Raw genomic sequence first — 24,522 nt, 5'->3', positions numbered from 1 at the left:
GAGATCGCGGGTTCGATTCCCGTCGGAACCGTTTGGCTCGGTAGCTCAGTTGGTAGAGCAATGGATTGAAGCTCCATGTGTCGGCAGTTCGATTCTGTCCCGCGCCATTATGCGGGTGTAGTTTAGTGGTAAAACCACAGCCTTCCAAGCTGTTGTCGCGAGTTCGATTCTCGTCACCCGCTTTTAGTTTTTATGGGCCTATAGCTCAGCTGGTTAGAGCGCACGCCTGATAAGCGTGAGGTCGATGGTTCGAGTCCATTTAGGCCCATTTATTTTATTGGCCCGTTGGTCAAGCGGTTAAGACACCGCCCTTTCACGGCGGTAACACGGGTTCGAATCCCGTACGGGTCATGGAAGATACTTGATGAGTATCTTTTTCTTTTTATCTGAAAGAATGATTTTAAAAGGCTTAGCAGAGTTATCTTTATAGATGATTGTGCTAAGCTTTTTTGGATAAATCTAACGTAAAATATTTATATTTTTTAAGCAAAAAAATGAAAAAATACGAGCAGAAAACTGTTTTATCTGCTATACTTGGTTCGTTGCAAGTTCCCGAAAGGATCCGTAGGACGGAGATGCCTTGTAACCGAATTTAACTAGGGGGAATCATTATAATGGTAGAAAGACACTTATTTACATCAGAATCTGTTTCTGAAGGACATCCAGATAAAATCGCTGACCAAATCAGTGATGCAATCTTGGATGCAATTTTAGAACAAGACCCAACAGCACGAGTAGCGTGTGAAACATCTGTAACAACTGGGCTTGTTTTAGTATTTGGAGAAATATCTACGACGGCATATGTAGATATCCAAAAAGTTGTACGGGAAACAATAAAAGAAATTGGTTATACACGTGCAAAATTCGGATTTGATGGAGATACAGCAGCTGTATTGGTTGCGATTGATGAACAATCTCCTGATATTGCTCAAGGAGTTGACGAAGCACTTGAGATCCGGGATGAAGATAAAAAAGACGTATTAGATGAAATTGGTGCTGGCGACCAAGGGTTAATGTTTGGTTTTGCTGTAGATGAAACACCGGAATTAATGCCTTTACCAATCGCTTTGAGTCATCGTCTGGTACGCCGCTTGGCAGATTTACGTAAATCAAATGAATTAACGTATTTACGTCCAGATGCAAAATCTCAAGTCACAGTTGAATATGATGATCAAGGACAACCTGAACGCGTAGATACAATCGTTATTTCAACACAGCATGATGATGCAGTAGATAATGAAACAATTCGTCATGATGTCATCGAAAAAGTAGTGAAGGAAGTTATTCCAGCTGAATTATTAGATGATCAAACAAAATATTATATCAATCCGACTGGCCGATTTGTCATTGGTGGTCCTCAAGGGGATGCCGGATTAACAGGAAGAAAGATCATTGTTGATACGTATGGCGGTTATGCTCGTCATGGTGGCGGTGCTTTTTCTGGTAAAGATGCGACAAAAGTTGACCGTTCTGCCAGCTATGCTGCACGTTATATTGCTAAAAACATCGTTGCAGCAGGGCTTGCTCGCAAAGCAGAAGTACAGCTAGCTTATGCGATTGGTGTTGCTCAACCTGTTTCGATCTCCATCAATACTTTCGGTACTGGAACGGTTCCGGAAGAAGAATTGATTGCTGCAGTGAGAGAAAACTTCGATCTTCGGCCAGCAGGAATCATCGAGATGCTTGATTTGCGTCGTCCGATTTACAAACAAACAGCTGCTTACGGTCATTTTGGTCGTACAGATGTGGATCTGCCTTGGGAACATACGGACAAAGTAGATGCATTGAAAGCAAGTTTAGCAAAATAAGCTATATTCAGCTGGAACGATCGCCGAATGGTGGTTGTTCCAGCTTTTTTTATGGCAGTGCACCTCTTGAAAAAGATAGTGAGTATTTATCTATTTTTAGATCCTGTCATGATGAAAAAGGAGGAATAAGATGAAAAAAGAAACAAATGTTGCTTTAGTCACAGTGAGTGTTTTCATTGCAACGTTCATGACGGCTATTGAAGGAACAATCGTAACAACCGCTATGCCAACGATCGTCGGCTCATTACATGGAATGGAAATCATGAACTGGGTATTTTCGATTTATTTGCTGACAAACGCTATGCTTACTCCGATTTACGGAAAACTTGCGGATAAAGTGGGACGAAAACCAATTTTTATTTTTGGGACATTATTGTTTATTATCGGTTCGTTATTTTGCGGTTTATCTCAAAGCATGATTGGGTTGATTGCTGCTCGTGCGATTCAAGGGATGGGCGCTGGAGCAATGATGCCAGTAGCTTTGACGATCATCGGCGATCTTTATTCTATTGAGAAGCGAGCAAAAGTTTTAGGTTTGAATAGTTCAGCTTGGGGGATTGCCAGTGTTTTTGGACCGCTCGCGGGAGGATTCATCGTTGAAACGATCAGCTGGCACTGGATCTTTTTTATCAATGTGCCGATCGGAATTCTATTAATTATTTTTATTTGGCTATATTTAAATGAACCAAAAATCATACATGAGTCTAAACCAATGGATATTTTTGGTAGTTTTAGTTTGATGGTCATGCTTGTCTCATTGCTGTTAGGATTCCAATTATTAGGAGACGAAGGAATGAGTCCGCTTGTTTCTGCTTTGCTGCTAGGTAGTATCGTACTGTTAGGTATTTTTATTTTTGCCGAAAAAAGAGCTAAAGATCCTGTCATCATGATGTATTTATTCAAAAATCCACTATTTGTTGTGGTCAACTTGGCTGCAGCATTGGCTAGTGGTTTTTTGATGGGAATCGATGTTTATATTCCTATGTGGATGCAAGGTGTATTAGGACTGAATGCAGCAATTGGTGGGTTGGTATTAGCACCATTATCACTAGTCTGGATGGTCGGTTCTTTCCTTGCAAGCAAGTGGATGACTCAAATGAAAACTCATTGGGTCTTGAGAATTGGACTACTAATCGCAGCTATTGGGGGCGCTTGGTTGTATCTTATGCCTTTCAGAAGTAACTATTTATGGTTTTTTGCTATATCAACGGTCATCGGTATAGGCTTAGGTGTGACCATGACTACCTCGACTGTCAGTGCACAAAATAGTGTATCTCGTGATCAGCTTGGTGTAGCAACTTCTTTTAATACGTTAGTTCGAACAATTGGTCAAACAGTCATGGTTTCTATTTTTGGTTTATTGATAAATGGGGTAACTAAACGAGAACTTGCAGCAGCAAATTTAACAAATGATACGGATATCATGAACAAACTGGTGAATCCACAAACGGCTAAATATATCGATGCGGATATTCTATTGCCATTAAGAAAAATTCTTTATGATGGGTTACATTCCGTTTATCTAGTTGGCTTGTTACTCGTGATCATTGCTTTGGTCTTAACGCTTTTCGTTCATGAAAAAAGTGGTAAAATAAAACAGTAGTTTCGGTCGAGACATGTACTTTGCCGAATCATTCAAATTTAAAGTTATTCAAAAATAACTTCTTACTAAGGAAGGCGAAAATATGGCATTTATTCAAGCAAATATTTATTCGAATGTATTAGAAATGGAAGTCAATCTAAATGTGATACTTCCACAAACAACTAAAAAGGTGATTGGCACCAGTTCAGAGCAAGCGACAACGGACATACCTGTTTTATATTTACTTCATGGGATGGGTGGCAATCATAGTGTATGGGAAAGACGTACGTCGATTGAACGTTATGTAGCAGACTACGGATTAGCTGTCATCATGCCATCTACTGATCTTGGCTGGTACACAGATACGGTTTATGATATGAAATATTGGACGTTCATTGCAGAAGAGCTACCTGAGATTTGTCATGAACTATTCCCACAATTAACAAGAAAAAGGGAAAAAACATATGCCGCTGGATTATCGATGGGCGGATATGGCGCATTAAAACTAGGCCTTGCAAAATCAGAAAATTTCGCAGCAGTAATCTCTCTTTCAGGCGCTGTTTCTGTAGGAAACCGAATGGATGATCTTTTGATGGTTCGTAAAGCAGCCTTTTGGGAAGGAATCTTTGGACCATTGGATCAAATCGAAGGTTCAAAGAATGATCCACAATATTTATTGAAAGAATTAGTAAAAAGCGGAAAACCAGTCCCAAGGTTTTATATGGCTTGTGGGGAATCTGATTTTCTTTATCAAGCAAATCAGGAAATGGTATCTGCTATGCAGGAACAAGGCTTAGCGGTCACCTTTGAACAAGGACCTGGCGATCATAATTGGATCTTCTGGGATCAATGGATCCAACGTGCATTGGTGTGGCTGATGGAAGAAAAGTAAAAAAGAGACTTAAAAAGATAGCTCCTATAGAGATCACTTTGTTGGTGACCTTTATAGGAGCTTTTTTTATCAATTGTTTTCTCTTCTTTTATTTTGTTGGCATAAACCTTCAATATAGGTTTGTGCACTCGTTAGAAAGAGTGCTTTTTCATTCAATTCTGCATGGGACTGCATACTTTCTTTAGATCCCTCTAATTGATTTTCAACTACATAATTACGCATAAATAGAACTGTTTCTTTCAAAAATTCATTTCCGTCCATAATCTTTTGCCGAAGCTGTTGTTCATGCTGCTGATCCATTAGCTGTCCAATCAATAAATTGTGGAGAGAGGCAATGGCCTGATGACTTTGGGTGACTGAAAATCCTTCACGAACAAGTAGTTGGATCATTTGTTCCAAATGTTCTAATCGACTCGGAAAAACGGGCACAGTATTGATTTCTAATTCTGCCCCACAAGGAAAACGTGTGTAAAGGTCATAGTAATTTTCCATATACTGCAACAATTGTTCATTCCAGGGCAAAGTTGGATCTGGAAGCGCTAATTCTTCTTCCATTGTTTCAGCCATTTTCTGCAAAAGCTGTTGTTTATTTTTGAAATACCAATATAAAGCAGGTGCTTGAACGTGAATTCTGTTTGCGATGTTTCGCATGGAAAGCTGCGAAAGAGCTTGTGTTTCAGCCAAGATATCAAAGGCGGCCTGAATGATGATTGCTTGAGAAAGCTTTATTTCCATTTTATCAACCTCGTGTATTGCATTATCTTTTTAAACATGGTAAATTGTTAGTCGGTCTAATTTTACAGTGTTAAATTAGTCCTGTCAATTTAAACAAAGGGGTGTAATCAACGAATGAAATTAATCTTACGACATGCGAAAAAATATAAAGTAGCTGTTTTTATTTCCTTGCTGTCCGTAGCAGTCATGGTTGCAGCAGCATTATGGCAACCTAAATTACTACAGCAAGTATTGGAAGCTATTATTACAGAAGATAATGATGAAATGAAAACAATCGGTATTTATCTGATCAGTCTGGCTTTGCTAGGATTAGCTGCAGGTGTAACGAACACGATTTTCTCTGCGAAAGTAGCTCAGGGCGTAAGTGCAGATATCCGAGAAGAAGCTTTTCGAAAGATCCAGACATTTTCATTTGGGAATATCGAACAGTTCTCTGCTGGGAATCTTGTTGTTCGTCTAACAAATGATATCACGCAAATCCAAAATTTAGTGATGATTTCTTTGCAATCACTTTTTCGAATTCCATTCTTATTTATTGGTGCCTTCATTTTAGCTATGATCACGATGCCACAATTGTGGTGGATCATCGTAGCGCTTATCGTTACGGTATTTCTTATCACGGCACTTTCATTTACACGGATGGGTAAGCACTTCATGATCATTCAAAAACTGATTGATCGTGTAAATAGCATTGCAAAAGAAAACTTACTAGGGATTCGTGTAGTGAAATCATTTGTACAGGAAGAAAACCAATTGAAGACATTCAGCAAAGTAAGTGAGGACTTAACAAAACACAACATCATAGTCGGTACATTATTTTCTGTGATGATCCCGTCCTTCATGCTGGCTGCCAATTTAGCTGTGGTTGGGGCGATCTTCTTTGTGAGCGATCTTGTTAAAGATGATCCTACATTAATTGGTGGAATTGCTTCATTCATGAATTACTTGATGCAGATCATGATGGCGATCATTATCGGCGGAATGATGATGATGATGACTTCAAGAGCAGCCGTATCGCTGAAGCGGATTGCGGAAATTTTAGATGCTGAACCAGATCTTACTTATTTAGACGTTCCAGAACAAGAGCTGACGGGTTCTGTCACTTTTGACCATGTTTCTTTTCGTTATCCTGGTGAGGATACAGATACGCTTAAAGATATCAGCTTTTCTATCAAACCTGGAGAAATGGTCGGGATCGTCGGTGCGACTGGCGCCGGGAAATCCACACTAGCACAGCTGATTCCTCGTCTATTTGATCCAACAGAAGGAAAAGTAGAAGTAGGTGGTGTAGATCTTCGCCAAGTAAATGAAAAGAGTTTAAGACAAACGGTGTCCTTTGTTTTGCAAAAAGCAATTTTATTCTCAGGAACGATTGCTCAAAACTTGCGCCAAGGAAAAAAGAATGCAACAGAAAAAGAGATGGAGCATGCTTCTTCTATTGCTCAAGCAAAAGAATTCATCGAAAAGCTATCTGATCGTTACGAAGCACCAGTAGAAGAACGAAGCAGCAATTTTTCTGGTGGACAAAAGCAGCGACTATCCATTACTCGTGGTGTTATCGGTGATCCAAAGATCTTGATTTTAGATGATAGTACGAGTGCATTGGATGCTCGCTCTGAAAAACTGGTCCGAGAAGCACTTGATCGAGATTTGAAGGGAACAACGACGATCGTCATCGCACAAAAAATTGCTTCTGTTGTCAAAGCAGACCGCATCTTAGTATTGGATGAAGGTAGATTAGTCGGCGAAGGAACCCATGAGGAATTGGTAGCTGGAAACCGTGTCTATCAGGAAATCTTTGAAACTCAAAAAGGAACGGAGGAGTAAGTATGACTGATTTAATAAAAGCAAGTAAATTTTTCTATCACTATTTGAAACGGTACAAACTCTCCTTTTTCTTTATCTTTATCACAGTAATTATTGCTACCTATCTACAAGTAAAAGCACCTCAGTATATCGGGGAAGCTTTCCAAGAATTAGCAAATTACGTAGGTGGCTTGATGCAAGGCGTAGATGATAAAAGCAAATTTGTTTCTGTAATATGGAAACTCTTGTTGTTTTATGTATTAGCTAGTGCAGCCAACTTTATCTATAGTATTTTATTCACTCAAGTAGTAGGAAAGTCAACGAACCGAATGCGTATCGGTTTATTCAACAAATTGGAAAAATTGACGATTCGCTTCTTTGATTCTCATCAAGATGGTGAAATTTTAAGTCGTTTTACCAGTGACTTAGATAATATTCAAAATAGTTTGAACCAAGCATTGCTTCAAGTCATCACGAATGCTGTTTTACTTGTCGGAATCTTGATTATGATGTTTCGTCAAAATGTAGAATTAGCTTGGGCTACGATTGCTTCTACTCCAGTAGCTATTTTGATAGCTGTCTTGATTATTCGAAAAGCGCGAAAATATGTGGATCTTCAGCAAGATGAAGTGGGAAAACTGAATGGCTATATGGATGAAAAAATCAGCGGACAACGTGTCATCATCACAAATGGCTTACAAGAAGAAACGATTGAAGGATTCTTAGAACATAATCAAAGTGTTCGCGAAGCAACGTTCAAAGGACAAGCTTATTCTGGCCTACTATTTCCGATGATGCAAGGAATGTCACTAGTCAATACAGCAATCGTTATCTTTTTCGGCGGCTGGTTAGCATTGAATGGCGATTTGGAACGTTCGGTGGCGTTAGGCTTAGTTGTGACATTCGTCCAATATTCACAACAATACTACCAACCATTGATGCAGATTTCTTCTGGGTACAGCATGATCCAATTAGCAATTACAGGGGCAAGACGATTAAATGAAATGTTTGATGAAAAAGATGAAGTCAAACCAGAAAACGGTAAAGCATTTGATGGAGTAGAACAAGGACTTGCCTTGCAACACGTAGATTTTGGTTATTCTCCAGAAAAACTAGTCTTGAAAGATGTCTCAATCAATGTGGACAAAGGAGAAATGGTTGCTCTTGTTGGACCAACCGGATCTGGGAAAACGACGATCATGAATCTGCTGAATCGTTTTTACGATGTCAATGATGGGTCAGTAGTAATCGATGGAATAGATATCCGAGAGTATGATCTAGATGCATTACGTAGACATGTAGGAATCGTTTTGCAAGAATCCGTCTTGTTCTCTGGCACCATCAAAGACAATATCACATTCGGTAAACCAGATGCTTCAGATGAAGAAATCATCAATGCAGCAAAACAAGCGAACATTCACGACTTTATCATGACGTTAGAAAAAGGGTATGATACAGAGATATCCGAAGAAAACAATTTGTTCAGTACAGGTCAAAAGCAGTTGATCAGTATTGCTCGAACGATCATCACAAATCCATCTTTATTGATTTTGGATGAAGCAACAAGTAATGTAGACACGGTAACAGAAGCAAGGATCCAAAAAGCAATGGATGAAGCAATCAAAGGAAGAACCAGCTTTGTGATTGCTCACCGGCTGAAAACGATCTTGAATGCAGATAGAATCGTTGTCTTGCGTGATGGGGAAGTCATTGAAGAAGGCAGTCATCACGAGCTATTAGCAGAAAATGGATTTTATGCGGAACTTTATCATAATCAATTTGTATTTGAATAAAGAGGTTGTGAAAAAGCTGTCCTGCATCAAGTAATAAGAACAGCCAATCAAAAACAGCTTCTCATGTTTTTGATTTGGTTGGACTTATTACCGCAGATGCAAGCTTTTGAGCACCGTGAATAAAGAGGTTGTGAAATCAACGCTCTAACCTGAGTACTAGAGAAAAAAACGCAAAACATATCATTTATGTTTTGCGTTTTTTTTATCTTTTTTTCTCGATACAATATAAAATAGGCGGCTGGTTCTTTTGGTTGATAAACCGATAATTCAGCACATTATATGTTTCCTGTGTCAGTTTGGAACAAAAAGAATCAACCATATCCAGTTCTTTTTCTCCGCCTTCATGACCATAGTAGACAACAAGGATCAATCGTCCGCGAGGCACAAGTCGTTTCAATATTTCTTCCATAGCTGTGCGTGTAGTCTCTGGCATAGTGATGATTGCTTTATCACTTTTTGGGAGATACCCTAGATTGAAGATCCCTGCTTTGAGATCTTGTTGTTCAGCTATTACTTCTCCTAACGTTTCGTGGCCTTGTAGAAACAATGAAACACGTTCTTCTAACTGATGCTGTTCTAGCTTTTCACGAGTAGCATCGATTGCTTGTTGCTGGATATCGAAACTATAGACATGACCAGTTTTTCCGATGTGTTCTGCTAGAAAAACCGTATCGTGGCCATTGCCCATCGTTGCATCTACGACGTGATCTCCTGGTTGCAAGATTTCTTGCAGTAATGTATGGCTGAAATACAAAGCAGTTTGCAACATCAGACACTCACCTTTTTCCGTACATCATATTTTCCTTGGAAGCTATCTCTGCGAAGAAGTTCTTCATCAATTGCATTCAAGACTTCCCATTTTTTCAAGCTCCACATTGGTCCAATCAAGGAATCCCACGGCGCATCCCCTGTCAAACGATGGATGATGATCTCTTTTGGTATCATTTCCAGCTGGTCGCAAATGACATTGACATAGTCAGGACGGCTCATTAATTGAAGTCGACCTTCATGATAGTCTCGCAACATTCTCGTTTTGCGCATCAGATGCATCAAATGGAGCTTGATTCCTTGGATATCGGAATCTAAAATAGTGCGTCTGACATTTTCTTTCATCATTTCTAAACTTTCGCCTGGTAATCCGTTGATCAAATGCGTACAAACACGGATATTATGTTTGCGTAATTTAGCCACGCCATCTAAATAAGTTTGATAATCATGTGCTCGGTTGATCAGTTTTGAAGTTTCTTCAAAAGTTGTTTGCAATCCAAGTTCTACCCATAAATACATCCGCTCGTTCAGTTCAGCAAGGTAATCAACTACTTCATCTGGCAGACAATCCGGTCGTGTACCGACTGATAATCCTACGACACCTGGTAAATTGACTACTTGCTCAAATCGTTCTTTGATTATTTCAACTGGCGCATGGGTGTTTGTAAAATTTTGGAAATAAACGATGTATTGTTGGACATGAGGCCATTTTTGATGCATCATGTCGATTTCTTTCTGGAATTGGATTGGAAGTGGATCTTCAGGTGCAACGATCATATCACCCGAACCAGATACACTGCAAAAAGTACAACCGCCATGGGCAACAGTCCCATCTCGATTCGGGCAGTCGAACCCTCCATCGATCGGCACCTTGAAAATTTTCCCGCCAAACTCATTTCGTAAAGCATAATTCCAAGAATGATATCTTTTATTTCCTTCTGAATAAGGAAAAGTCATTAAAAGTCCTTCTTTCTGTAAGAGTTACCTATTTGTTTTCTTTTTTCTCTATACACTGGATAAGTCAGGCACAGCCAAGAAAAACTGAGTAAGTAGCCGCCGATGATATCGGTAGGAAAATGAACACCCAGATAAATGCGGCTTATCCCGACACTTACTATAATAAACACCATCAGCAATTGAAGCAATGTACGTAAGGTTCTTTTTTGAACAAAAGCTGGCAGCAGAAATAGGAAAGAGCCGTAAAGAATCATACTGCCTGCTGCATGTCCACTAGGGAAACTGTAACTTGTTTCAACCACTAAGTGTGTCAATGAAGGGCGCTCTCGCATGAAAAATAGTTTGATCAACGGGTTGATGATTCCAGCAATTACAATAAATCCAGAAACGAACCAAACTGTTTCTGCCCTTTTTTTCTTATACCACATCCATAAAGCCGTACAAGCAAATAAAATGATGACGGTAAGAGGATTACCGAATTTAGTCATAAAGAGTTGGTAGCTGTTCAGATCAGGATAAGAAGCTCTGACAATGTCTGTAAACCACTGATCGAAACCAGAAAGCCACGATAGATGGAACTTTACGATCCAGCCCAAAATAAAAAACAGGACAAGAAAGAAGCTGCCAGTCACTTGAAATGATGTTTTATATTTCATACAATTCCTCCTTTGAAGCAATGACTTATTATAGCATTTTTGGTCCAGCGAAAAAAACGGTAAAGAGATAAAACCCATGCATGATCCCTCTTTGAATAACCAATATTCTTATAAAAAAATAACTGTAATCGGAAAGACATTTTTTGGTAATACAAATGAAATGTTAGGAAAATAAAATCAGTGTTTTTCGAAATCCTTGTAAATAAGAACATAGACGTAGGAAGAACTTAAAAATGAACAGAAGTTGTTCATTACGGTAAATTACAATATGATTACAAAAAACAACAAAGCTCTTAAATAACTTTTAATAAATATTAAGAGAAGTTATAATTATTAATAATAGATAAATTGAAGTTGGAGGATAGAAGATGGAAAACATTGCAAGAAAAGAACGGAGACGTTTAGAACAGACCAAACGTTTTCGAAAAGCAAAACGAGGGGCAGCAATCGTGGGAACTGCGATGGTAGGCTGTTCTGTCGCTGCTCCATTAGTACAGCCGATTCCTGTTCAAGCGGATGAAACACCTGTTCAGTTCGGCGCAAGAATCAATACAGCGGCATTTATTACAGAAATTGCTACTTATGCGCAGCCAATTGCTCAAGCCAACGATTTGTATGCATCAGTGATGATCGCACAAGCAGTTGTAGAAAGCGGTTGGGGCAGTAGTGCGTTATCGCAAGCACCTTATTATAATCTTTTTGGGATAAAAGGCAGCTATCAAGGACAAACTGTCTACATGGATACGCTTGAATTTTTAAATAATCAATGGGTAAATAAAAAGGAGCCTTTCCGACAATATCCTTCTTTTGCTGAATCGTTCAATGACAATGCCTATGTACTTAGAAATACTTCATTTGGCAACGGTTATTACTATGCCGGTACTTGGAAGAGCAACACGAGATCCTATACAGATGCGACAGCTTGTTTGACAGGTCGTTATGCGACTGACCCTGGTTATGCAAGCAAATTAAATAATATCATCACGACTTACGGATTGACCCAATATGATACACCAGCTAGCGGAAACGCGGGCGGTGGAGCCACTACAGGTGGGAATAATACTGGAAGTACAGGTAGTACTAGCGGTTCAAGTAATTCTGGTAATACAAACTCAGGTTCAGCAACTTCGACCACTTATACTGTTCAATCTGGCGATTCTGTTTGGGGAATCTCCAATAAATTCGGTATTACAATGGATCAATTGATTCAATGGAACAATATCCAAAACAATTTCATTTACCCAGGACAAAAACTAACGATCAAGGGTAGCCAAGAAAATGGCTCTTCGACGAATAATTCTGGTAACAATACCAATTCTTCAGGAAATGCTGGTACATCAAACGGAGGACAAACAACTGGGGCGAAATACACTGTTCAATCTGGCGATTCTGTTTGGAAGATCTCAAATGATCACGGAATTACGATGGCTCAATTGATTGAATGGAACAATATCAAGAATAATTTTGTTTATCCAGGACAACAGCTGATCGTATCAAATGGCGGTTCCTCTAATACTGGAGCAAATACTGGCAACACAAGTGGTTCAAATTCGTCTAATTCAAGTTCTTCTAATACGGCTTCAGGAACGAAATACACAGTGAAAGCCGGAGACTCTGTTTGGAGTGTCTCCAACAAATATGGAATTACGATGGCTCAACTGATCCAATGGAACAACATCCAAAATAACTTTATTTATCCAGGACAACAACTGACTGTTTCAAACAGTGGGTCAACAAACAGCGCATCAAGTAATACAGGTTCGTCAGCCAATACAAATAACAGCAGCTCAGCTAATACTGGCAGCAGTTCGTCTCAAGGCACTTATACAGTCAAGGCGGGTGAATCTGTTTGGAGCGTAGCGAATAAAAACGGCATCACGATGAATCAGCTGATTGAATGGAATAATATCAAAAACAACTTTATTTACCCAGGACAGCAATTGATCGTTAAAGGCGGCAATTCAGTAAATACCAATACAGGTTCAACTACTTCGGCAGCGAAACCAAATACACCGAATACGTCTGCTACAACAAGTACATCATCCTCTGGTAATACGATGTATACCGTGAAAGCAGGCGAGTCAGTTTGGAGCGTAGCGAACAAACATCATATCACGATGGATCAGTTGATCGAATGGAATAATATCAAAAATAATTTCATCTATCCTGGACAACAAGTGATCGTGAAGAAAGGTTCGTCTCAAACAACAAACCAACAAGCACCTGCAGGTTCGAAAACCTATACTGTGAAATCTGGAGAATCTGTTTGGGGTGTTGCTGACAGCCATGGTATTACAATGGCTCAACTAATCGAATGGAACAATATCAAAAACAACTTTATTTATCCAGGTCAAACATTGATTGTAGCTAAATAAAATAGCTGTTCAAAGAAATAACGATTGAATTCCACAAAAATATTTGTTACTATAAGGCTACTTAAATATGACAACACTTGAAAAGGAAGTAGTAAAAAGACTGAAGTTTCAGAGAGCACATGGTTGGTGAGAATGTGTACGGATGCTTTTGAACTCGCCTTTGAGTTGCCCTTGCTGAATATTCGAGTAAGCAAGTGGCGGTGACGGCCGTTACAACGTTCGAGGCCTTTTCATTAAGGTAAAAATAGGTGGTACCGCGTAGATTACGTCCTATAAAAAGAGCAATCTTTTTATAGGATTTTTTTATTTCTTTTGTGAAGTTTGAGAAAACAAAGTAAAAGAAAACAAAAAGAAACAGATTCTGCCGGTTTTTTTCGCTATAATAGAAACAAGCGTTTTTAATAGAACAGGAGGACAGAAAATGAGTTACAATCATAAAGAAATAGAGAAAAAATGGCAAAAATACTGGGCAAAAACGAATACCTTCAACACCCATGATGATCCTGAAAAACCAAAATTTTATGCACTAGATATGTTTCCCTATCCATCCGGACAAGGGCTCCATGTAGGGCATCCTGAAGGGTATACGGCAACGGATATCCTTTCCCGTGTGAAAAGAAGTCAAGGATACAACGTACTGCATCCAATGGGGTGGGATGCATTCGGTCTACCTGCTGAGCAATATGCGTTAGATACAGGAAACGATCCGGCTGAATTTACCCAAAAAAATATCGAAACATTCCGACGCCAAATCAATTCTTTAGGATTTAGTTATGACTGGAATCGCGAAGTGAATACAACTGATCCAGAGTATTACAAATGGACACAATGGATCTTTACGAAGCTTTATGAAAAAGGCCTGGCTTATGAAGCAGAAGTAGCGGTAAACTGGGTACCTGAATTAGGAACAGTTATTTCAAATGAAGAAGTGATCGATGGAAAAAGTGAACGTGGTGGCTATGACGTAGTCAGAAAACCAATGCGCCAATGGATGCTGAAAATCACTGCTTATGCCGATCGCTTATTGGATGATCTAGAACTAGTTGACTGGCCAGAAAGCATCAAGGAAATGCAAAGAAATTGGATCGGGCGTTCAGTGGGAGCAAATATTGAATTTAAAGTGGCTGGTACGGATAAATCCTATACCGTGTTTACGACACGACCAGATACTTTATTCGGTGCAACTTACTCGGTTCTCGCACCTGAACTAGATCTTGTTAGAGAAATTACGACCCCTGAACAAAAAGCTGCTGTAGAAGCTTATATCGAAGAGACAGCTAAAAAATCAGATCTGAAGAGAACAGATCTTGCAAAAGAAAAAACAGGAGTATTTACTGGTGCTTACGCAATCAATCCAGTCAATGGCAAAGAAATCCCAATCTGGATCGCTGATTATGTATTAGCTTCTTACGGCACAGGAGCAATCATGGCTGTTCCAGCACATGATGAACGTGACTTTGAATTCGCTCAAACTTTCGGACTAGAGATTCTTCCAGTTATCGAAGGTGGAGATGTTCAAAAAGCTGCTTACACAGAAGATGGTACGCACATCAACTCTGAATTTTTAAACGGTATGAACAAACAAGAAGCAATCGACAAAATGAATGAATGGCTAGAAGAAAATGGCGTAGGGAAGAAAGAAGTCAGCTATCGCTTACGCGACTGGCTATTCTCCCGTCAACGTTACTGGGGTGAACCAATCCCAATCATCCACTGGGAAGACGGAACAGTCACAGCTGTCCCAGAAGAAGAGCTACCATTACGTTTGCCTAAGACAAAAAATATCAAGCCAAGCGGTACTGGTGAATCTCCATTAGCAAATATTGAGGAGTGGGTCAATGTCGTTGATCCTGTAACAGGTAAAAAAGGCCGTCGCGAAACGAATACAATGCCACAATGGGCAGGAAGCTCATGGTATTACCTGCGTTATATCGACCCTCATAACAAAAAAGAACTAGCAGATTATGAAAAGTTGAAGCGTTGGCTGCCAGTTGACATCTACATTGGTGGAGCAGAACATGCGGTACTTCATTTACTATATGCACGATTCTGGCATAAATTCTTATACGATATCGGTGTTGTTCCTACAAAAGAACCATTCCAAAAACTATACAATCAAGGAATGATCTTAGGCGAAAACAACGAAAAAATGTCAAAATCTCGCGGTAATGTAGTCAATCCTGATGATGTGGTTGAAACTTACGGTGCAGATACACTGCGCATGTACGAAATGTTCATGGGACCATTAGACGCTTCGATTGCTTGGAGCGAAAATGGCTTAGAAGGAAGCCGCAAATTCTTGGATCGTGTATGGCGCTTGATCGTTGATGAAAACAATAAAATGCGTGATCGTATCACTACATTGAATGACGGCAAACTTGATAAAGTGTACCATCAAACAGTGAAAAAAGTGACAGAAGACTATGAAAATCTTCATTTCAATACAGCAATCTCCCAATTGATGGTCTTTATCAATGAAGCCTATAAAGTGGACGCTCTGCCTTATGAATATATCGAAGGATTTGTTCAACTACTCGCACCGATTGCTCCTCACATAGGTGAAGAACTATGGTCAATCCTTGGAAATGAAGATGGTATTTCTTACGCACCATGGCCAACATATGACGAAGCAGCACTTGTGGAAGACGAAGTAGAAGTTGTTTTCCAAGTAAACGGTAAAGTTCGTGCGAAAAGCAATGTTCCCCGAGACTTAGGGAAAGATGAGCTAGAAAAAGTAGCATTAGCCAATGAAACAGTGCAAGAATATATCGAAGGCAAAACAGTCAGAAAAGTTATTGCGGTACCAAACAAGTTAGTCAATATCGTTGCTAATTAAATAACCTGATAAAAGCAGTTGGCAGAATCTCTGTCAGCTGTTTTTTTGTAAAAAAACATGAATAGGGAAAATAGTTGACAAGAAAATAACAACGCCATATGATGTTCCATAGTATTTACAACCTGTCATAGTTGACTGTGAAAAATATAGAAATAAAAGTAAAAGAAAGGACGACAACAGGTGGGTTTTTATCAGTCTCTGCAACTAGATCCGTTTATTTTAAAACAAAAAATACGAGAAGCAACTTCTAGAAAAGAAAAGCGCATGTATATTTGTTCATTGTTTTTACGATCATTATTTATCGTATTATTTGCCATTTGTTTTATTATTTTCATTACAACATTGTTTGAATCGACGCATAAACCATACGCTGTGGTTTTATTCTGTATGTTGATGAGTATTCGTTTTGTTGATTTTGGTTATAAGATTTTTCATTCGATCATTAGTTTAGCCATCGTTATGCTCTCACTATTAACAGCGCCTTATGTCCAACTGATCAAATGGTCAGGTATGGGCGTGTTGATTCATTTTATTTTACTAAGTAGCATATTACTGGCAACTGCTAGTGACCCTAAAATGGGAAATGCTTCTTTGTACGGTTTTTCTTATCTTTTTATTGTTTATTCGTTACCTAAAGATTTGTTGAACAAGGATTTCTTTACACAAACAGGTAGCTTATTGTTTTTATTTTTTTGTTGGTTTTCAGTTATCCTTTATAGAAAACATCGAGAAAAGAATAGAGGCAAAAGCTTATTCAGAAAGAATTTTTTGAAAGATATTTATTCGCAACAAAAAATTTGGATGCTCAGCTATGCGTTTGGTATCAGTCTTTTGATTGTCGCAGGAGAATATGTCCCTTTTCAACGATTGATGTGGGCAGGGTTTGCATTTTCTTCTATTGTATCTAGCTATGGATTGATGTCGATTGGTTTCAAAGAACGAGCAGTAGACAGAATTATCGGCTCATTGATCGGATGTGCTTTATTTATTGGTATCAGCCAATTTATTCCGTTTGCGTGGGTCGGTATATTGGGTGGACTAGCTTTAGGTATTTGTTCTACCTATAGATATAAAACAATTTTTAATTGCTTTGGTGCTTTGACAATCGCTGCAAGCTTATTTGGTGTTCCAGGAGCAGTAACGATCCGTATTTTTGAGAATATCCTTGGGGTATGTTTAGGAATCATGTATATTGGGGTGACTGAGATACTTATCCGCAAAATAAGAGAAAAACACGGTTTGAATCATTAGATGAGATCGAATAAAAAAATAAGGAAAAAGTGAAGATACACATGGATGATAAATTGCTATCATTCCATGTGTATCTTTTTTACGGTAAATCAGTGAAATGCTCTACGTTCATTATTCAAGAGATGATACACATTTTTTCCGTAATGCTACGGAAATATATATTTTGAATAGAAAACGCTTACAAGTTATGCTTGGTTTATAAAAATAAAAGGAGTGATTGATTTATGAAAAAAGCATTGATTATTTGTGCAGCAGGAATGTCATCATCGATGATGGCCTCAAAGACAACGGATTTCTTTAAGCAAAAAGGAGAAGAGATACTCGTAGATGCAGTTTCAGCTACAGAAGGCGATAATATGATTAAGAATAGTGATTTTGATTTATTTCTGATCAGCCCGCAAACGACGATGTTTTTGGATAAATTCAAAAAATTAGGAGAATCTGTTGGAAAGCCTGTTGTTAGTATCCCTTTCCAAGCGTATGTCCCAATCCCTACAGGCATCCAGAAGTTAGCAGAGGTGATCGAAGAGAACATATGATGGAATAGGAGTGGATGATAATGAAACAGAAGGAAAAATTACTGTTGAGATATTTGATTGATCACAGGAAGGAGTATGTCACCAGTCAACGTTTAGCTTCTGAATTGTTATTATCTGATCGGACAATCCGTAATTACTTGCAGCGGATCAAAGAGTTAGTAGAAGAAAACGGAGGTAAGATCATTGCTAAACCAGGTTATGGTTACCAACTGCATATTTTACAAAGACTGACATTTGATCTGTTTTTGAGTCGGCAAGAAATAGTACCGGGATATGCTAGAGAGCCTCAAGGATTTTATGAGTCGGAAGACCGACAAAAGTATATATTGAACCAACTGCTTTTGGAAGATGCCATTCTTTTTATGGATGATTTGGCAGAAGAGCTTTATATCAGTCGTTCTAGTTTGACAAAGGACATGCAAGAAATCAAAGAGCGGTTGATTTCTTATTCACTAAAAATTGTTTCTAAGCATGGTCAAGGGATATGGATCGAAGGGGAAGAAAGAAATCGACGGCATTTTATCATGGATACTTTTTTCGGGAACCATTATGGGAATTCATTGAAAGAATATTTAGGACAAAGTCGCTTTTTCACAGACATCAGTTTTGAAGAGCTAGTGATCATCATTCTCGATGAAACAAGAGAAGCTAAGTTAAAAGTTTCTGATTTTATCATACAGAATTTGTCCTTACACTTGGCTTTGGGAATCAAACGTCTACGAGAAGGGTTTGAAATCAAGGAACTAGGTATCGAACAAGAAGTTTCTGATCGAGTAGAGTATCAAGTCGCGCAACGCATTGTTCAACGTATTGAGGTAATCGCAGATGTATCGTTTCCCCAAGAAGAAATTGCTTATTTGACTTTACACCTTATGGCTAAGTCAAATCATAGAGAAAATAAAAATGATCAGGAACTATCAAAGGAAGTAGCGAAAGTTTTGAAACGATTGTCTCAGGAATTTCGTTTTTCATTAATAGAGGATCACCAGCTTTTCAATGGTCTACTCGATCATTTGTCACCAATGATGATTCGATTGAGCCGAGGCATTCGCATTGAGAACCCTCTGACTGAAGAGATAAAGGAAGAAAATTCCAAAGTTTTTGAAGCAGTAAAAACGCATTTCAGCAACATGCCGGCTTTGAAAAACTATACCATCAATGAAGATGAATGGGCCTATTTGGCTTTGCATCTCATGGCGGCATTGGAAAAAGAAAGAGCTACGCATAAATTGCATGCGTTGATCATCTGTGCAACGGGTTACGGCAGTGCCCAATTATTAAAGAATCGTGTAGTCAGTGAATTTGGAAAAAATATTACAGTGGTAAATGTAAAAGGCTATTATGAGATCAATGAAACAACTTTAAAAGGAATCGACTTGATTATTTCTTCTATTGATCTTTCGACAATGTTTTTTAAAATTCCAGTTTTACATGTCAGTATTTTTTTGAATGAAGATGATGTTCATAAAATACGAAAGGTAATTGGTGAATCTATACCTTATCATTCCTCAGATCGACCGATACCAGCATTTTCTCTACAGCAAAAAAAGCAGATTTACACCGAACAGCTGTCTGAAAAGTTTTTCAAGACTTATACGTACGAACCGAAAAAAGAAGAAGTTCTTCATGATTTGTTGCAAAAGCTGAGCATAAATGAAGAAGAAGGATATATAAGAGAAATGCGAAAGCAGATCCAGCAACGTGAAAGTATGGGACAAATCATATTCAGTGATACAGTGGCAGTCCCACATCCCGCTGTTCCAGTTGGAATCGAAACAAAGATAGCCGTTGCATTGATTCCTTCAGGGATGCAATGGAATCAGTATCAAGGAATCCATTTTGTTTTTCTAGTTTCGCCTTCTTATATCGAAAATGAAGGAATTACGGTCGTGACCAAAGCAATCGTTAGGTTAGTTGACCAGCTAAACGTGCAACAGGAAATCTTAGCTGAACCTATTTTTGAGAATTTCAGCAGTAAATTTATCAAATTGATCGAATAAGGAGGAAAACAGATGGCTGAAAAAATAAACAGTGAAACGCTACAAGTGACGTCTTTTGATATCATTTTTCATAGCGGAAATGCACGAACACTGATACATGAAGCATTTCGCTCGATGCGTAAGGAGCTGTTTGAAGAAGTAGAAGAGAAGTTGCGACAAGCAAATGAAGAGATTCTTCATGCGCATCAATCACAAACTCAACTTCTGAAAGAATATGCTAGTGGGACAAAAATAGAAATGGAAATTATCATGGTCCATGCACAAGATCATCTGATGACGACGATGACATTATTGGAAGTTGCACAGGAAATGAATTATTTGTATCAAAAAAATAAATAGAAAGGAAGATTTATTGTGCAGGATACAGTAAAAAGGAAAATCGAATTAGAAAAAAAGCAACTTAGTTTGAAAAACATGTATTTCAATCGTTATCTGTTCGTACGCTATCTGACTGCCTTTTTCTTTTTCATGAACATGCAATGGATGATTCTGCTTCTATCAGCTAAAAGTTTAGGAAGCAGTTTACCAATGGTTCTACTTTTAGCTATTTTGCCTGCAGTAGGAGAACAAGTAAAGCTTTATCGAAAGCACCAAACGAATGTTCCATGGACAAAGCGGTATTTTTTGTTTCAGGGTGTCTGCAATATATTATTGATTCCAGTGTTGTTCACCTCAGGATTTACACTCTTGTATCCTTTTATGGCAAATAACAATAGAGGACAGCTATTTGTTTTCATTCTTATTGTAAGCGGTATTTTTGTCAGTGTATTTATCCAGTATCGTTTAAAGAAAATTTCGCTCAATCAAGATCAGCAGTATATCCGTATAAAACAATATGAAAAAGCGTTGTATTTAGGAAAGGAGAATAATTAATGTTTGATTTTTTGCAGAAATACCTGATGGGACCTATGGGGAAAATTGCGCAACTTAAAATCGTTCGGGCTGTCATGGCAGCGGGGATGGCTTCTATTCCTTTCACGATCGTAGGTTCGATGTTTTTGGTTTTGAATATTTTGCCATTACCGTTCCCATTTTTAGAAGGATTTTTTAATGCAACTTTTTTCAAAGTTAGTGACTTGTACATGATCGTCAATACAATGACGATGGGTATTTTATCTATTTACTTTGCCATTGTGTTTGCTTATGAATTAACGTCAATTGAACGAGATGAACAAAAGTTGAATGTTAATCCGCTCACGGGGGCATTACTATCTGTTTTTGCATTCTTTATGTGTATCCCTGAGTTGATCATGACCGATGGTAAAATCAGCTTGATTGCTTCTATCAATGAGACAGAAACTGTAGTAAATGGGATACGGATGGGCTCTTTTGTCGAACGTTTAGGAACTTCAGGAATCTTTACAGCTATTATTATGTCGATTATTGCGGTCGAATTGTATTGTATGTGTGTCAAGAGAAATTGGGTCATAAAAATGCCAGATGTTGTTCCGCCGGGAGTTTCTCGTTCTTTCACCGCTCTGATCCCAACATTTGTCATTGCGTTTGTGGTGATGATCATCAATGGATTATTAGTTGCACTAGGAACGGATATCTTCAAAATGATTGCTATCCCATTTGGGTTTGTTACGCAGCTGACGAATACGTGGCTTGGTGTCATGGTGATTTATTTCTTGATCCATGCATTGTGGATCGTAGGTATCCATGGAGCGAATATCATCACTTCTTTCTTGACCCCAATCGTATTAGCTAATATGGCAGCTAACGCACAAGGCGCAAATTATCCGTTGGCAGGAGAATTCAACAATTCTTATGTAACCGTTGGTGGATCAGGCGCGACCTTAGGATTGATCATCTTTATTGCATTCCTCGCGAAATCGGATCAGCTGAAAGTGTTAGGAAAAGCCTCTCTTGTACCAGGACTATTCAATATCAACGAACCAATTATTTTCGGGATGCCAATCGTCTACAATCCCTATTTAGCGGTTCCGTTTTTCTTAGCACCGATGGCTTCTGCTACACTCGCTTATTTTGCCATTCGGCTGGAAATCGTTAAACCGATGCTTGCACAGATGCCGTGGCCTTCACCAGTTGGAATTGGCGCATTTGTCGGCAGTGGGGGTGATTGGAAAGCAGCTGTGCTAGCTGTCTTTTGTGCAATCATCGCATTCATTATCTGGTTCCCATTTATTAAATTTTATGATAGTAAATTATTGAATGAAGAAAGAGAAAAGGCAGCAGAATCAGCTAGTGAAAAGTCAGCTAACTGATTTCTAAGAAAATAGAGCGTGGGACAAAAGTAAAGAACACTTTTGTCTCACGCTCTAAACACGTATAAACGGCGGAAGCAGAAGCAACTCCTTCGGAAATAAGCTGAAATTCACAAAAATTTGAAAAGCAATTTTCGTGAATTTCTTCTTATTTCTTGGAGTTAAACGCTTCTGTCCCAGCCTCTATTTATTATAGTCAATATGATTCGAACGAAGTATCAAGGCAGAATACCGAGCGACTGAAGCAAACCTAGGCATGTGAATATCAGATAAACGACTAGAAAAAATAGAGCAACCCTTCCGCCTAAGCGCGCGAAAAACTTAGTCTGATGCTTCCGACTCATCAAGTAAGAAAAAAGTAGCAGTAACCATCCAACAATCGATGCATCAACTGGCAAATGGAGATTTCTGAAAATAACGGCCCCCATTTTGCCACTTTGCAAATTCAAAGTTAGAAAAATGACAGAAAAAAGATACCGTTAGCTAAGTTGAAAAATTTTTTCATAATAACCACTTTTATATTATTGAAAAGACAGGAATAATAAACTAAAAGCAACGATAGAAGAGCCAGTAATCAAAACAAATAAAAGCGCTATCTTTAAGAGGCATGATAAAGAAACAATAAAAATTATTGTAGTTCCGGCAACTTTTCTTGATAATTCCATAGACGGGACGCTATGAAAAGTTTTCTTTTCATGGCGTCCCGTCTACTAGAATATAAATAACATTATTCTTCAATCAACCGCTTCACGATTGCATAATCCCCTTCGTAAGGTTCATCTACACCATTGATTTTTTGATAGGGATCAACCCCTTTTCCCGCAATGACGACTGAATCCTGCGGAGTACTTTCTGCTAAAGCACGCCGAATCGCTTCAGGACGGTCCATTTCATAATGAACGATCAATTCTGGATTAGTAATTGCTTCATTGATTTCTTCCGCGATTTTTTGCGGATCTTCAAATGCTGGGTCATCTGCCGTCAAAAAGGCAACGTCAGCTGTTTCTGATAGCACTTTTCCAAAATCATGTCGACGGGAGATTGCTTTGTTCCCTGGGCTGCCTAATACAACAATTACACGACCGTCTGGATGTTCATTTTTGGCAAATTCCAGCAATGTTTTCAAACTTAGATAATTATGTGCGTAGTCCACATAGACATGCGCCCCATTTGATTGGATCAATTGATCCATTCGGCCTGGTACACGAGCTTCTTTTAATCCGGCTTGTGCATCTTGACTGGAGGCACCTGTTAGTGCTGCGGCAATGATCGCACTGGCTGCATTTTCTTGATTGAATCCTCCGGCCAGCAAAATATCATAAGCAGTATCGCAGATAGCTAAGTGATCTTGACGAGAAGATAAAGTAAACCCGTGGGTACCTTTGTCTGAATGAATCACTTGATAATTGCTTTCTTCCGAACGACCATAAGTGATCGTTGGGATCTGGAATAGATCGGCGGTTTCTTTAAGCAAATCAAAATAGTCACTTTCGTGATTCAAAACAACTGTTTTTGAGTTTAAGATCAATTGACGCTTGCAATAGAAATAGTCATCAAATGTCGGATGTTCGATCGGACTGATATGGTCAGGCGAGATATTCAAGAAGATTCCTACATCTAAAGTCAACCCGTACACACGTTGTGTTTTGTAAGCTTGGGAAGAAACTTCCATCACTAGATGAGTCATACCATTTTTAACTGCTTCTGCCATCATACGATATAAATCTAATGACTCAGGCGTTGTTAAATGGGATTTGAAATACGTTTTGCCATCTAGCGTTGTATTCATCGTAGAAAGCAATGCAGTTTTTTTATTCGTTGTGTGATCCAAGATTGCTTTAGTAAAGTACGCAGCAGTTGTTTTACCTTTTGTTCCAGTGAATCCAATCACTTTCAATTTATTTTGTGGATAGTCGTAAAAGGCCATAGCAAGAAGTGCCATTGCTTTACGAATATCCGTCACAATGATGCCTACTGCTGAATTTTCATATGGCTGCTCTGATACATAATATTGGATACCTTGTTCGATCGCTGAATCCAAATATTCTTCTTTGAAATTCATTCCTTTACAGAAAAACAGAGTAGAAGCATCAGCTTTTCTTGAATCATAACTTAACTGAAGAAATTCAGCTTTTTCTGGTACATCAAGATGCCAGCCTTTTGTTGAAACAAATTCTTTTAATAGATGTTCTTTTAATAGTAAATGACGGATGTCTTCTAAAGAGAAGCTCATTGATTGATCCCTCGCTTCATTCAATTTCTTGATTTATTATAGCACACTCTTTTCAATATATCG

The 24,522-nt window shown here is 38.6% G+C and carries 18 protein-coding genes, 4 tRNA genes, 1 riboswitch and 1 other annotated feature; of the genes, 17 read left to right on the top strand and 5 right to left on the bottom strand.

Annotated elements, in window-relative coordinates; translation table 11 throughout:
• The first annotated feature begins 34 nt into the window (after positions 1–34).
• The 7 genes from HMPREF2731_RS13490 (at position 35) to HMPREF2731_RS13460 (ending at position 4,282) form a co-directional block, all read left to right on the top strand.
• Positions 35–107: transfer RNA gene (locus HMPREF2731_RS13490), tRNA-Phe, on the top strand.
• Between the two features lie 4 nt (positions 108–111).
• A tRNA-Gly gene (locus tag HMPREF2731_RS13485) sits at positions 112–182 on the top strand.
• A 12-nt stretch (positions 183–194) separates the two neighbouring features.
• A tRNA-Ile gene (locus tag HMPREF2731_RS13480) sits at positions 195–268 on the top strand.
• A gap of 11 nt (positions 269–279) precedes the next feature.
• Positions 280–351: transfer RNA gene (locus HMPREF2731_RS13475), tRNA-Glu, on the top strand.
• Positions 352–537: 186 nt separating this feature from the next.
• A riboswitch (SMK box riboswitch) is annotated at positions 538–617 on the top strand.
• Entirely contained in the window at positions 615–1,808 is a 1,194-nt protein-coding gene (metK, locus tag HMPREF2731_RS13470) for a methionine adenosyltransferase (protein ID WP_002292731.1), read from the top strand. Its footprint overlaps the riboswitch before it by 3 nt.
• 130 nt (positions 1,809–1,938) lie before the next feature.
• Positions 1,939–3,411 (top strand): MDR family MFS transporter, encoded by a 1,473-nt coding sequence (locus HMPREF2731_RS13465; protein WP_002292733.1) that lies wholly within the window; start codon positions 1,939–1,941, stop codon positions 3,409–3,411.
• Between the two features lie 82 nt (positions 3,412–3,493).
• The gene (locus tag HMPREF2731_RS13460) at positions 3,494–4,282 is read left to right on the top strand and encodes an alpha/beta hydrolase (protein ID WP_002316096.1); all 789 of its coding nucleotides are present in this window, start codon (positions 3,494–3,496) and stop codon (positions 4,280–4,282) included.
• Between the two features lie 69 nt (positions 4,283–4,351).
• On the opposite strand, the gene HMPREF2731_RS13455 is transcribed toward HMPREF2731_RS13460, so the two are convergent.
• The gene (locus HMPREF2731_RS13455) at positions 4,352–5,017 is read right to left on the bottom strand and encodes a TetR/AcrR family transcriptional regulator C-terminal domain-containing protein (protein WP_070873166.1); all 666 of its coding nucleotides are present in this window, start codon (positions 5,015–5,017) and stop codon (positions 4,352–4,354) included.
• 114 nt (positions 5,018–5,131) lie between these two features.
• On the opposite strand from HMPREF2731_RS13455, the gene HMPREF2731_RS13450 reads away from it, so the two are divergent.
• Positions 5,132–6,844, top strand: a complete 1,713-nt coding sequence (locus tag HMPREF2731_RS13450; protein ID WP_002329921.1) for an ABC transporter ATP-binding protein — start codon at positions 5,132–5,134, stop codon at positions 6,842–6,844.
• Between the two features lie 2 nt (positions 6,845–6,846).
• Entirely contained in the window at positions 6,847–8,616 is a 1,770-nt protein-coding gene (locus HMPREF2731_RS13445) for an ABC transporter ATP-binding protein (RefSeq protein ID WP_002292737.1), read from the top strand.
• A 202-nt stretch (positions 8,617–8,818) separates the two neighbouring features.
• Here HMPREF2731_RS13445 and HMPREF2731_RS13440 read toward each other — a convergent pair whose 3' ends face one another.
• The 3 genes from HMPREF2731_RS13440 to HMPREF2731_RS13430 are packed head-to-tail and all read right to left on the bottom strand — an operon-like array spanning position 8,819 to position 10,997.
• Positions 8,819–9,385 (bottom strand): tRNA 5-(aminomethyl)-2-thiouridylate-methyltransferase MnmM, encoded by a 567-nt coding sequence (locus HMPREF2731_RS13440; protein WP_002335446.1) that lies wholly within the window; start codon positions 9,383–9,385, stop codon positions 8,819–8,821.
• Positions 9,385–10,341, bottom strand: coding sequence for a tRNA modification radical SAM protein MnmL/YtqA (locus HMPREF2731_RS13435; protein WP_002285909.1), 957 nt, complete (start codon positions 10,339–10,341; stop codon positions 9,385–9,387). Before HMPREF2731_RS13435 ends, HMPREF2731_RS13440 begins: the two co-directional genes overlap by 1 nt.
• Positions 10,341–10,997 carry a phosphatase PAP2 family protein gene (locus HMPREF2731_RS13430; RefSeq protein WP_002292251.1) on the bottom strand — a complete coding sequence of 219 codons (657 nt, stop codon included), beginning with the start codon at positions 10,995–10,997 and terminating at the stop codon, positions 10,341–10,343. Before HMPREF2731_RS13430 ends, HMPREF2731_RS13435 begins: the two co-directional genes overlap by 1 nt.
• 368 nt (positions 10,998–11,365) lie before the next feature.
• Here HMPREF2731_RS13430 and HMPREF2731_RS13425 point away from each other — a divergent pair, with 368 nt between their 5' ends.
• The 8 genes from HMPREF2731_RS13425 (at position 11,366) to celB (ending at position 22,226) form a co-directional block, all read left to right on the top strand.
• Complete coding sequence (locus HMPREF2731_RS13425; protein ID WP_070873164.1) at positions 11,366–13,372, top strand: LysM peptidoglycan-binding domain-containing protein; 2,007 nt, start codon at positions 11,366–11,368, stop codon at positions 13,370–13,372.
• A gap of 69 nt (positions 13,373–13,441) precedes the next feature.
• Positions 13,442–13,648 (top strand) — a binding site (T-box leader).
• A gap of 145 nt (positions 13,649–13,793) precedes the next feature.
• The gene (gene leuS / locus HMPREF2731_RS13420) at positions 13,794–16,208 is read left to right on the top strand and encodes a leucine--tRNA ligase (RefSeq protein ID WP_002292255.1); all 2,415 of its coding nucleotides are present in this window, start codon (positions 13,794–13,796) and stop codon (positions 16,206–16,208) included.
• Between the two features lie 180 nt (positions 16,209–16,388).
• Positions 16,389–17,459, top strand: coding sequence for an FUSC family protein (locus HMPREF2731_RS13415; RefSeq protein WP_002292256.1), 1,071 nt, complete (start codon positions 16,389–16,391; stop codon positions 17,457–17,459).
• 224 nt (positions 17,460–17,683) lie between these two features.
• Positions 17,684–17,998 carry a PTS cellobiose transporter subunit IIB gene (locus HMPREF2731_RS13410; RefSeq protein WP_002292257.1) on the top strand — a complete coding sequence of 105 codons (315 nt, stop codon included), beginning with the start codon at positions 17,684–17,686 and terminating at the stop codon, positions 17,996–17,998.
• Positions 17,999–18,018: 20 nt separating this feature from the next.
• Positions 18,019–19,998, top strand: coding sequence for a BglG family transcription antiterminator (locus HMPREF2731_RS13405; protein WP_070873162.1), 1,980 nt, complete (start codon positions 18,019–18,021; stop codon positions 19,996–19,998).
• Between the two features lie 12 nt (positions 19,999–20,010).
• The gene (locus HMPREF2731_RS13400; RefSeq protein WP_002292259.1) at positions 20,011–20,337 is read left to right on the top strand and encodes a PTS cellobiose transporter subunit IIA; all 327 of its coding nucleotides are present in this window, start codon (positions 20,011–20,013) and stop codon (positions 20,335–20,337) included.
• 15 nt (positions 20,338–20,352) lie between these two features.
• A complete protein-coding gene (locus tag HMPREF2731_RS13395) occupies positions 20,353–20,871 on the top strand; it encodes a hypothetical protein (protein ID WP_002292261.1) in 519 nt (172 codons plus the stop codon).
• Positions 20,871–22,226, top strand: coding sequence for a PTS cellobiose transporter subunit IIC (gene celB / locus HMPREF2731_RS13390; protein WP_002292266.1), 1,356 nt, complete (start codon positions 20,871–20,873; stop codon positions 22,224–22,226). The genes HMPREF2731_RS13395 and celB overlap by 1 nt, the downstream gene beginning before the upstream one ends.
• A gap of 727 nt (positions 22,227–22,953) precedes the next feature.
• Here celB and HMPREF2731_RS13385 read toward each other — a convergent pair.
• Positions 22,954–24,459, bottom strand: coding sequence for a UDP-N-acetylmuramoyl-L-alanyl-D-glutamate--L-lysine ligase (locus tag HMPREF2731_RS13385; protein WP_002292267.1), 1,506 nt, complete (start codon positions 24,457–24,459; stop codon positions 22,954–22,956).
• Between the last annotated feature and the right edge of the window lie 63 nt (positions 24,460–24,522).

The organism is Enterococcus sp. HMSC072F02 (genome assembly GCF_001837725.1).
Lineage (GTDB): Bacteria > Bacillota > Bacilli > Lactobacillales > Enterococcaceae > Enterococcus_B > Enterococcus_B lactis.
This window is presented reverse-complemented; position numbering and strand designations above follow the sequence as displayed.

What these genes read in the sequence shown, in the direction of transcription:
- metK (WP_002292731.1), top strand. Translation starts at nt 615, where the DNA reads ATGGTAGAAAGACACTTATTTACATCAGAATCTGTTTCTGAAGGACAT.
- HMPREF2731_RS13465 (WP_002292733.1), top strand. Translation starts at nt 1,939, where the DNA reads ATGAAAAAAGAAACAAATGTTGCTTTAGTCACAGTGAGTGTTTTCATT.
- HMPREF2731_RS13460 (WP_002316096.1), top strand. Translation starts at nt 3,494, where the DNA reads ATGGCATTTATTCAAGCAAATATTTATTCGAATGTATTAGAAATGGAA.
- HMPREF2731_RS13455 (WP_070873166.1), bottom strand. Translation starts at nt 5,017, where the DNA reads ATGGAAATAAAGCTTTCTCAAGCAATCATCATTCAGGCCGCCTTTGAT.
- HMPREF2731_RS13450 (WP_002329921.1), top strand. Translation starts at nt 5,132, where the DNA reads ATGAAATTAATCTTACGACATGCGAAAAAATATAAAGTAGCTGTTTTT.
- HMPREF2731_RS13445 (WP_002292737.1), top strand. Translation starts at nt 6,847, where the DNA reads ATGACTGATTTAATAAAAGCAAGTAAATTTTTCTATCACTATTTGAAA.
- HMPREF2731_RS13440 (WP_002335446.1), bottom strand. Translation starts at nt 9,385, where the DNA reads ATGTTGCAAACTGCTTTGTATTTCAGCCATACATTACTGCAAGAAATC.
- HMPREF2731_RS13435 (WP_002285909.1), bottom strand. Translation starts at nt 10,341, where the DNA reads ATGACTTTTCCTTATTCAGAAGGAAATAAAAGATATCATTCTTGGAAT.
- HMPREF2731_RS13430 (WP_002292251.1), bottom strand. Translation starts at nt 10,997, where the DNA reads ATGAAATATAAAACATCATTTCAAGTGACTGGCAGCTTCTTTCTTGTC.
- HMPREF2731_RS13425 (WP_070873164.1), top strand. Translation starts at nt 11,366, where the DNA reads ATGGAAAACATTGCAAGAAAAGAACGGAGACGTTTAGAACAGACCAAA.
- leuS (WP_002292255.1), top strand. Translation starts at nt 13,794, where the DNA reads ATGAGTTACAATCATAAAGAAATAGAGAAAAAATGGCAAAAATACTGG.
- HMPREF2731_RS13410 (WP_002292257.1), top strand. Translation starts at nt 17,684, where the DNA reads ATGAAAAAAGCATTGATTATTTGTGCAGCAGGAATGTCATCATCGATG.
- HMPREF2731_RS13405 (WP_070873162.1), top strand. Translation starts at nt 18,019, where the DNA reads ATGAAACAGAAGGAAAAATTACTGTTGAGATATTTGATTGATCACAGG.
- HMPREF2731_RS13400 (WP_002292259.1), top strand. Translation starts at nt 20,011, where the DNA reads ATGGCTGAAAAAATAAACAGTGAAACGCTACAAGTGACGTCTTTTGAT.
- celB (WP_002292266.1), top strand. Translation starts at nt 20,871, where the DNA reads ATGTTTGATTTTTTGCAGAAATACCTGATGGGACCTATGGGGAAAATT.
- HMPREF2731_RS13385 (WP_002292267.1), bottom strand. Translation starts at nt 24,459, where the DNA reads ATGAGCTTCTCTTTAGAAGACATCCGTCATTTACTATTAAAAGAACAT.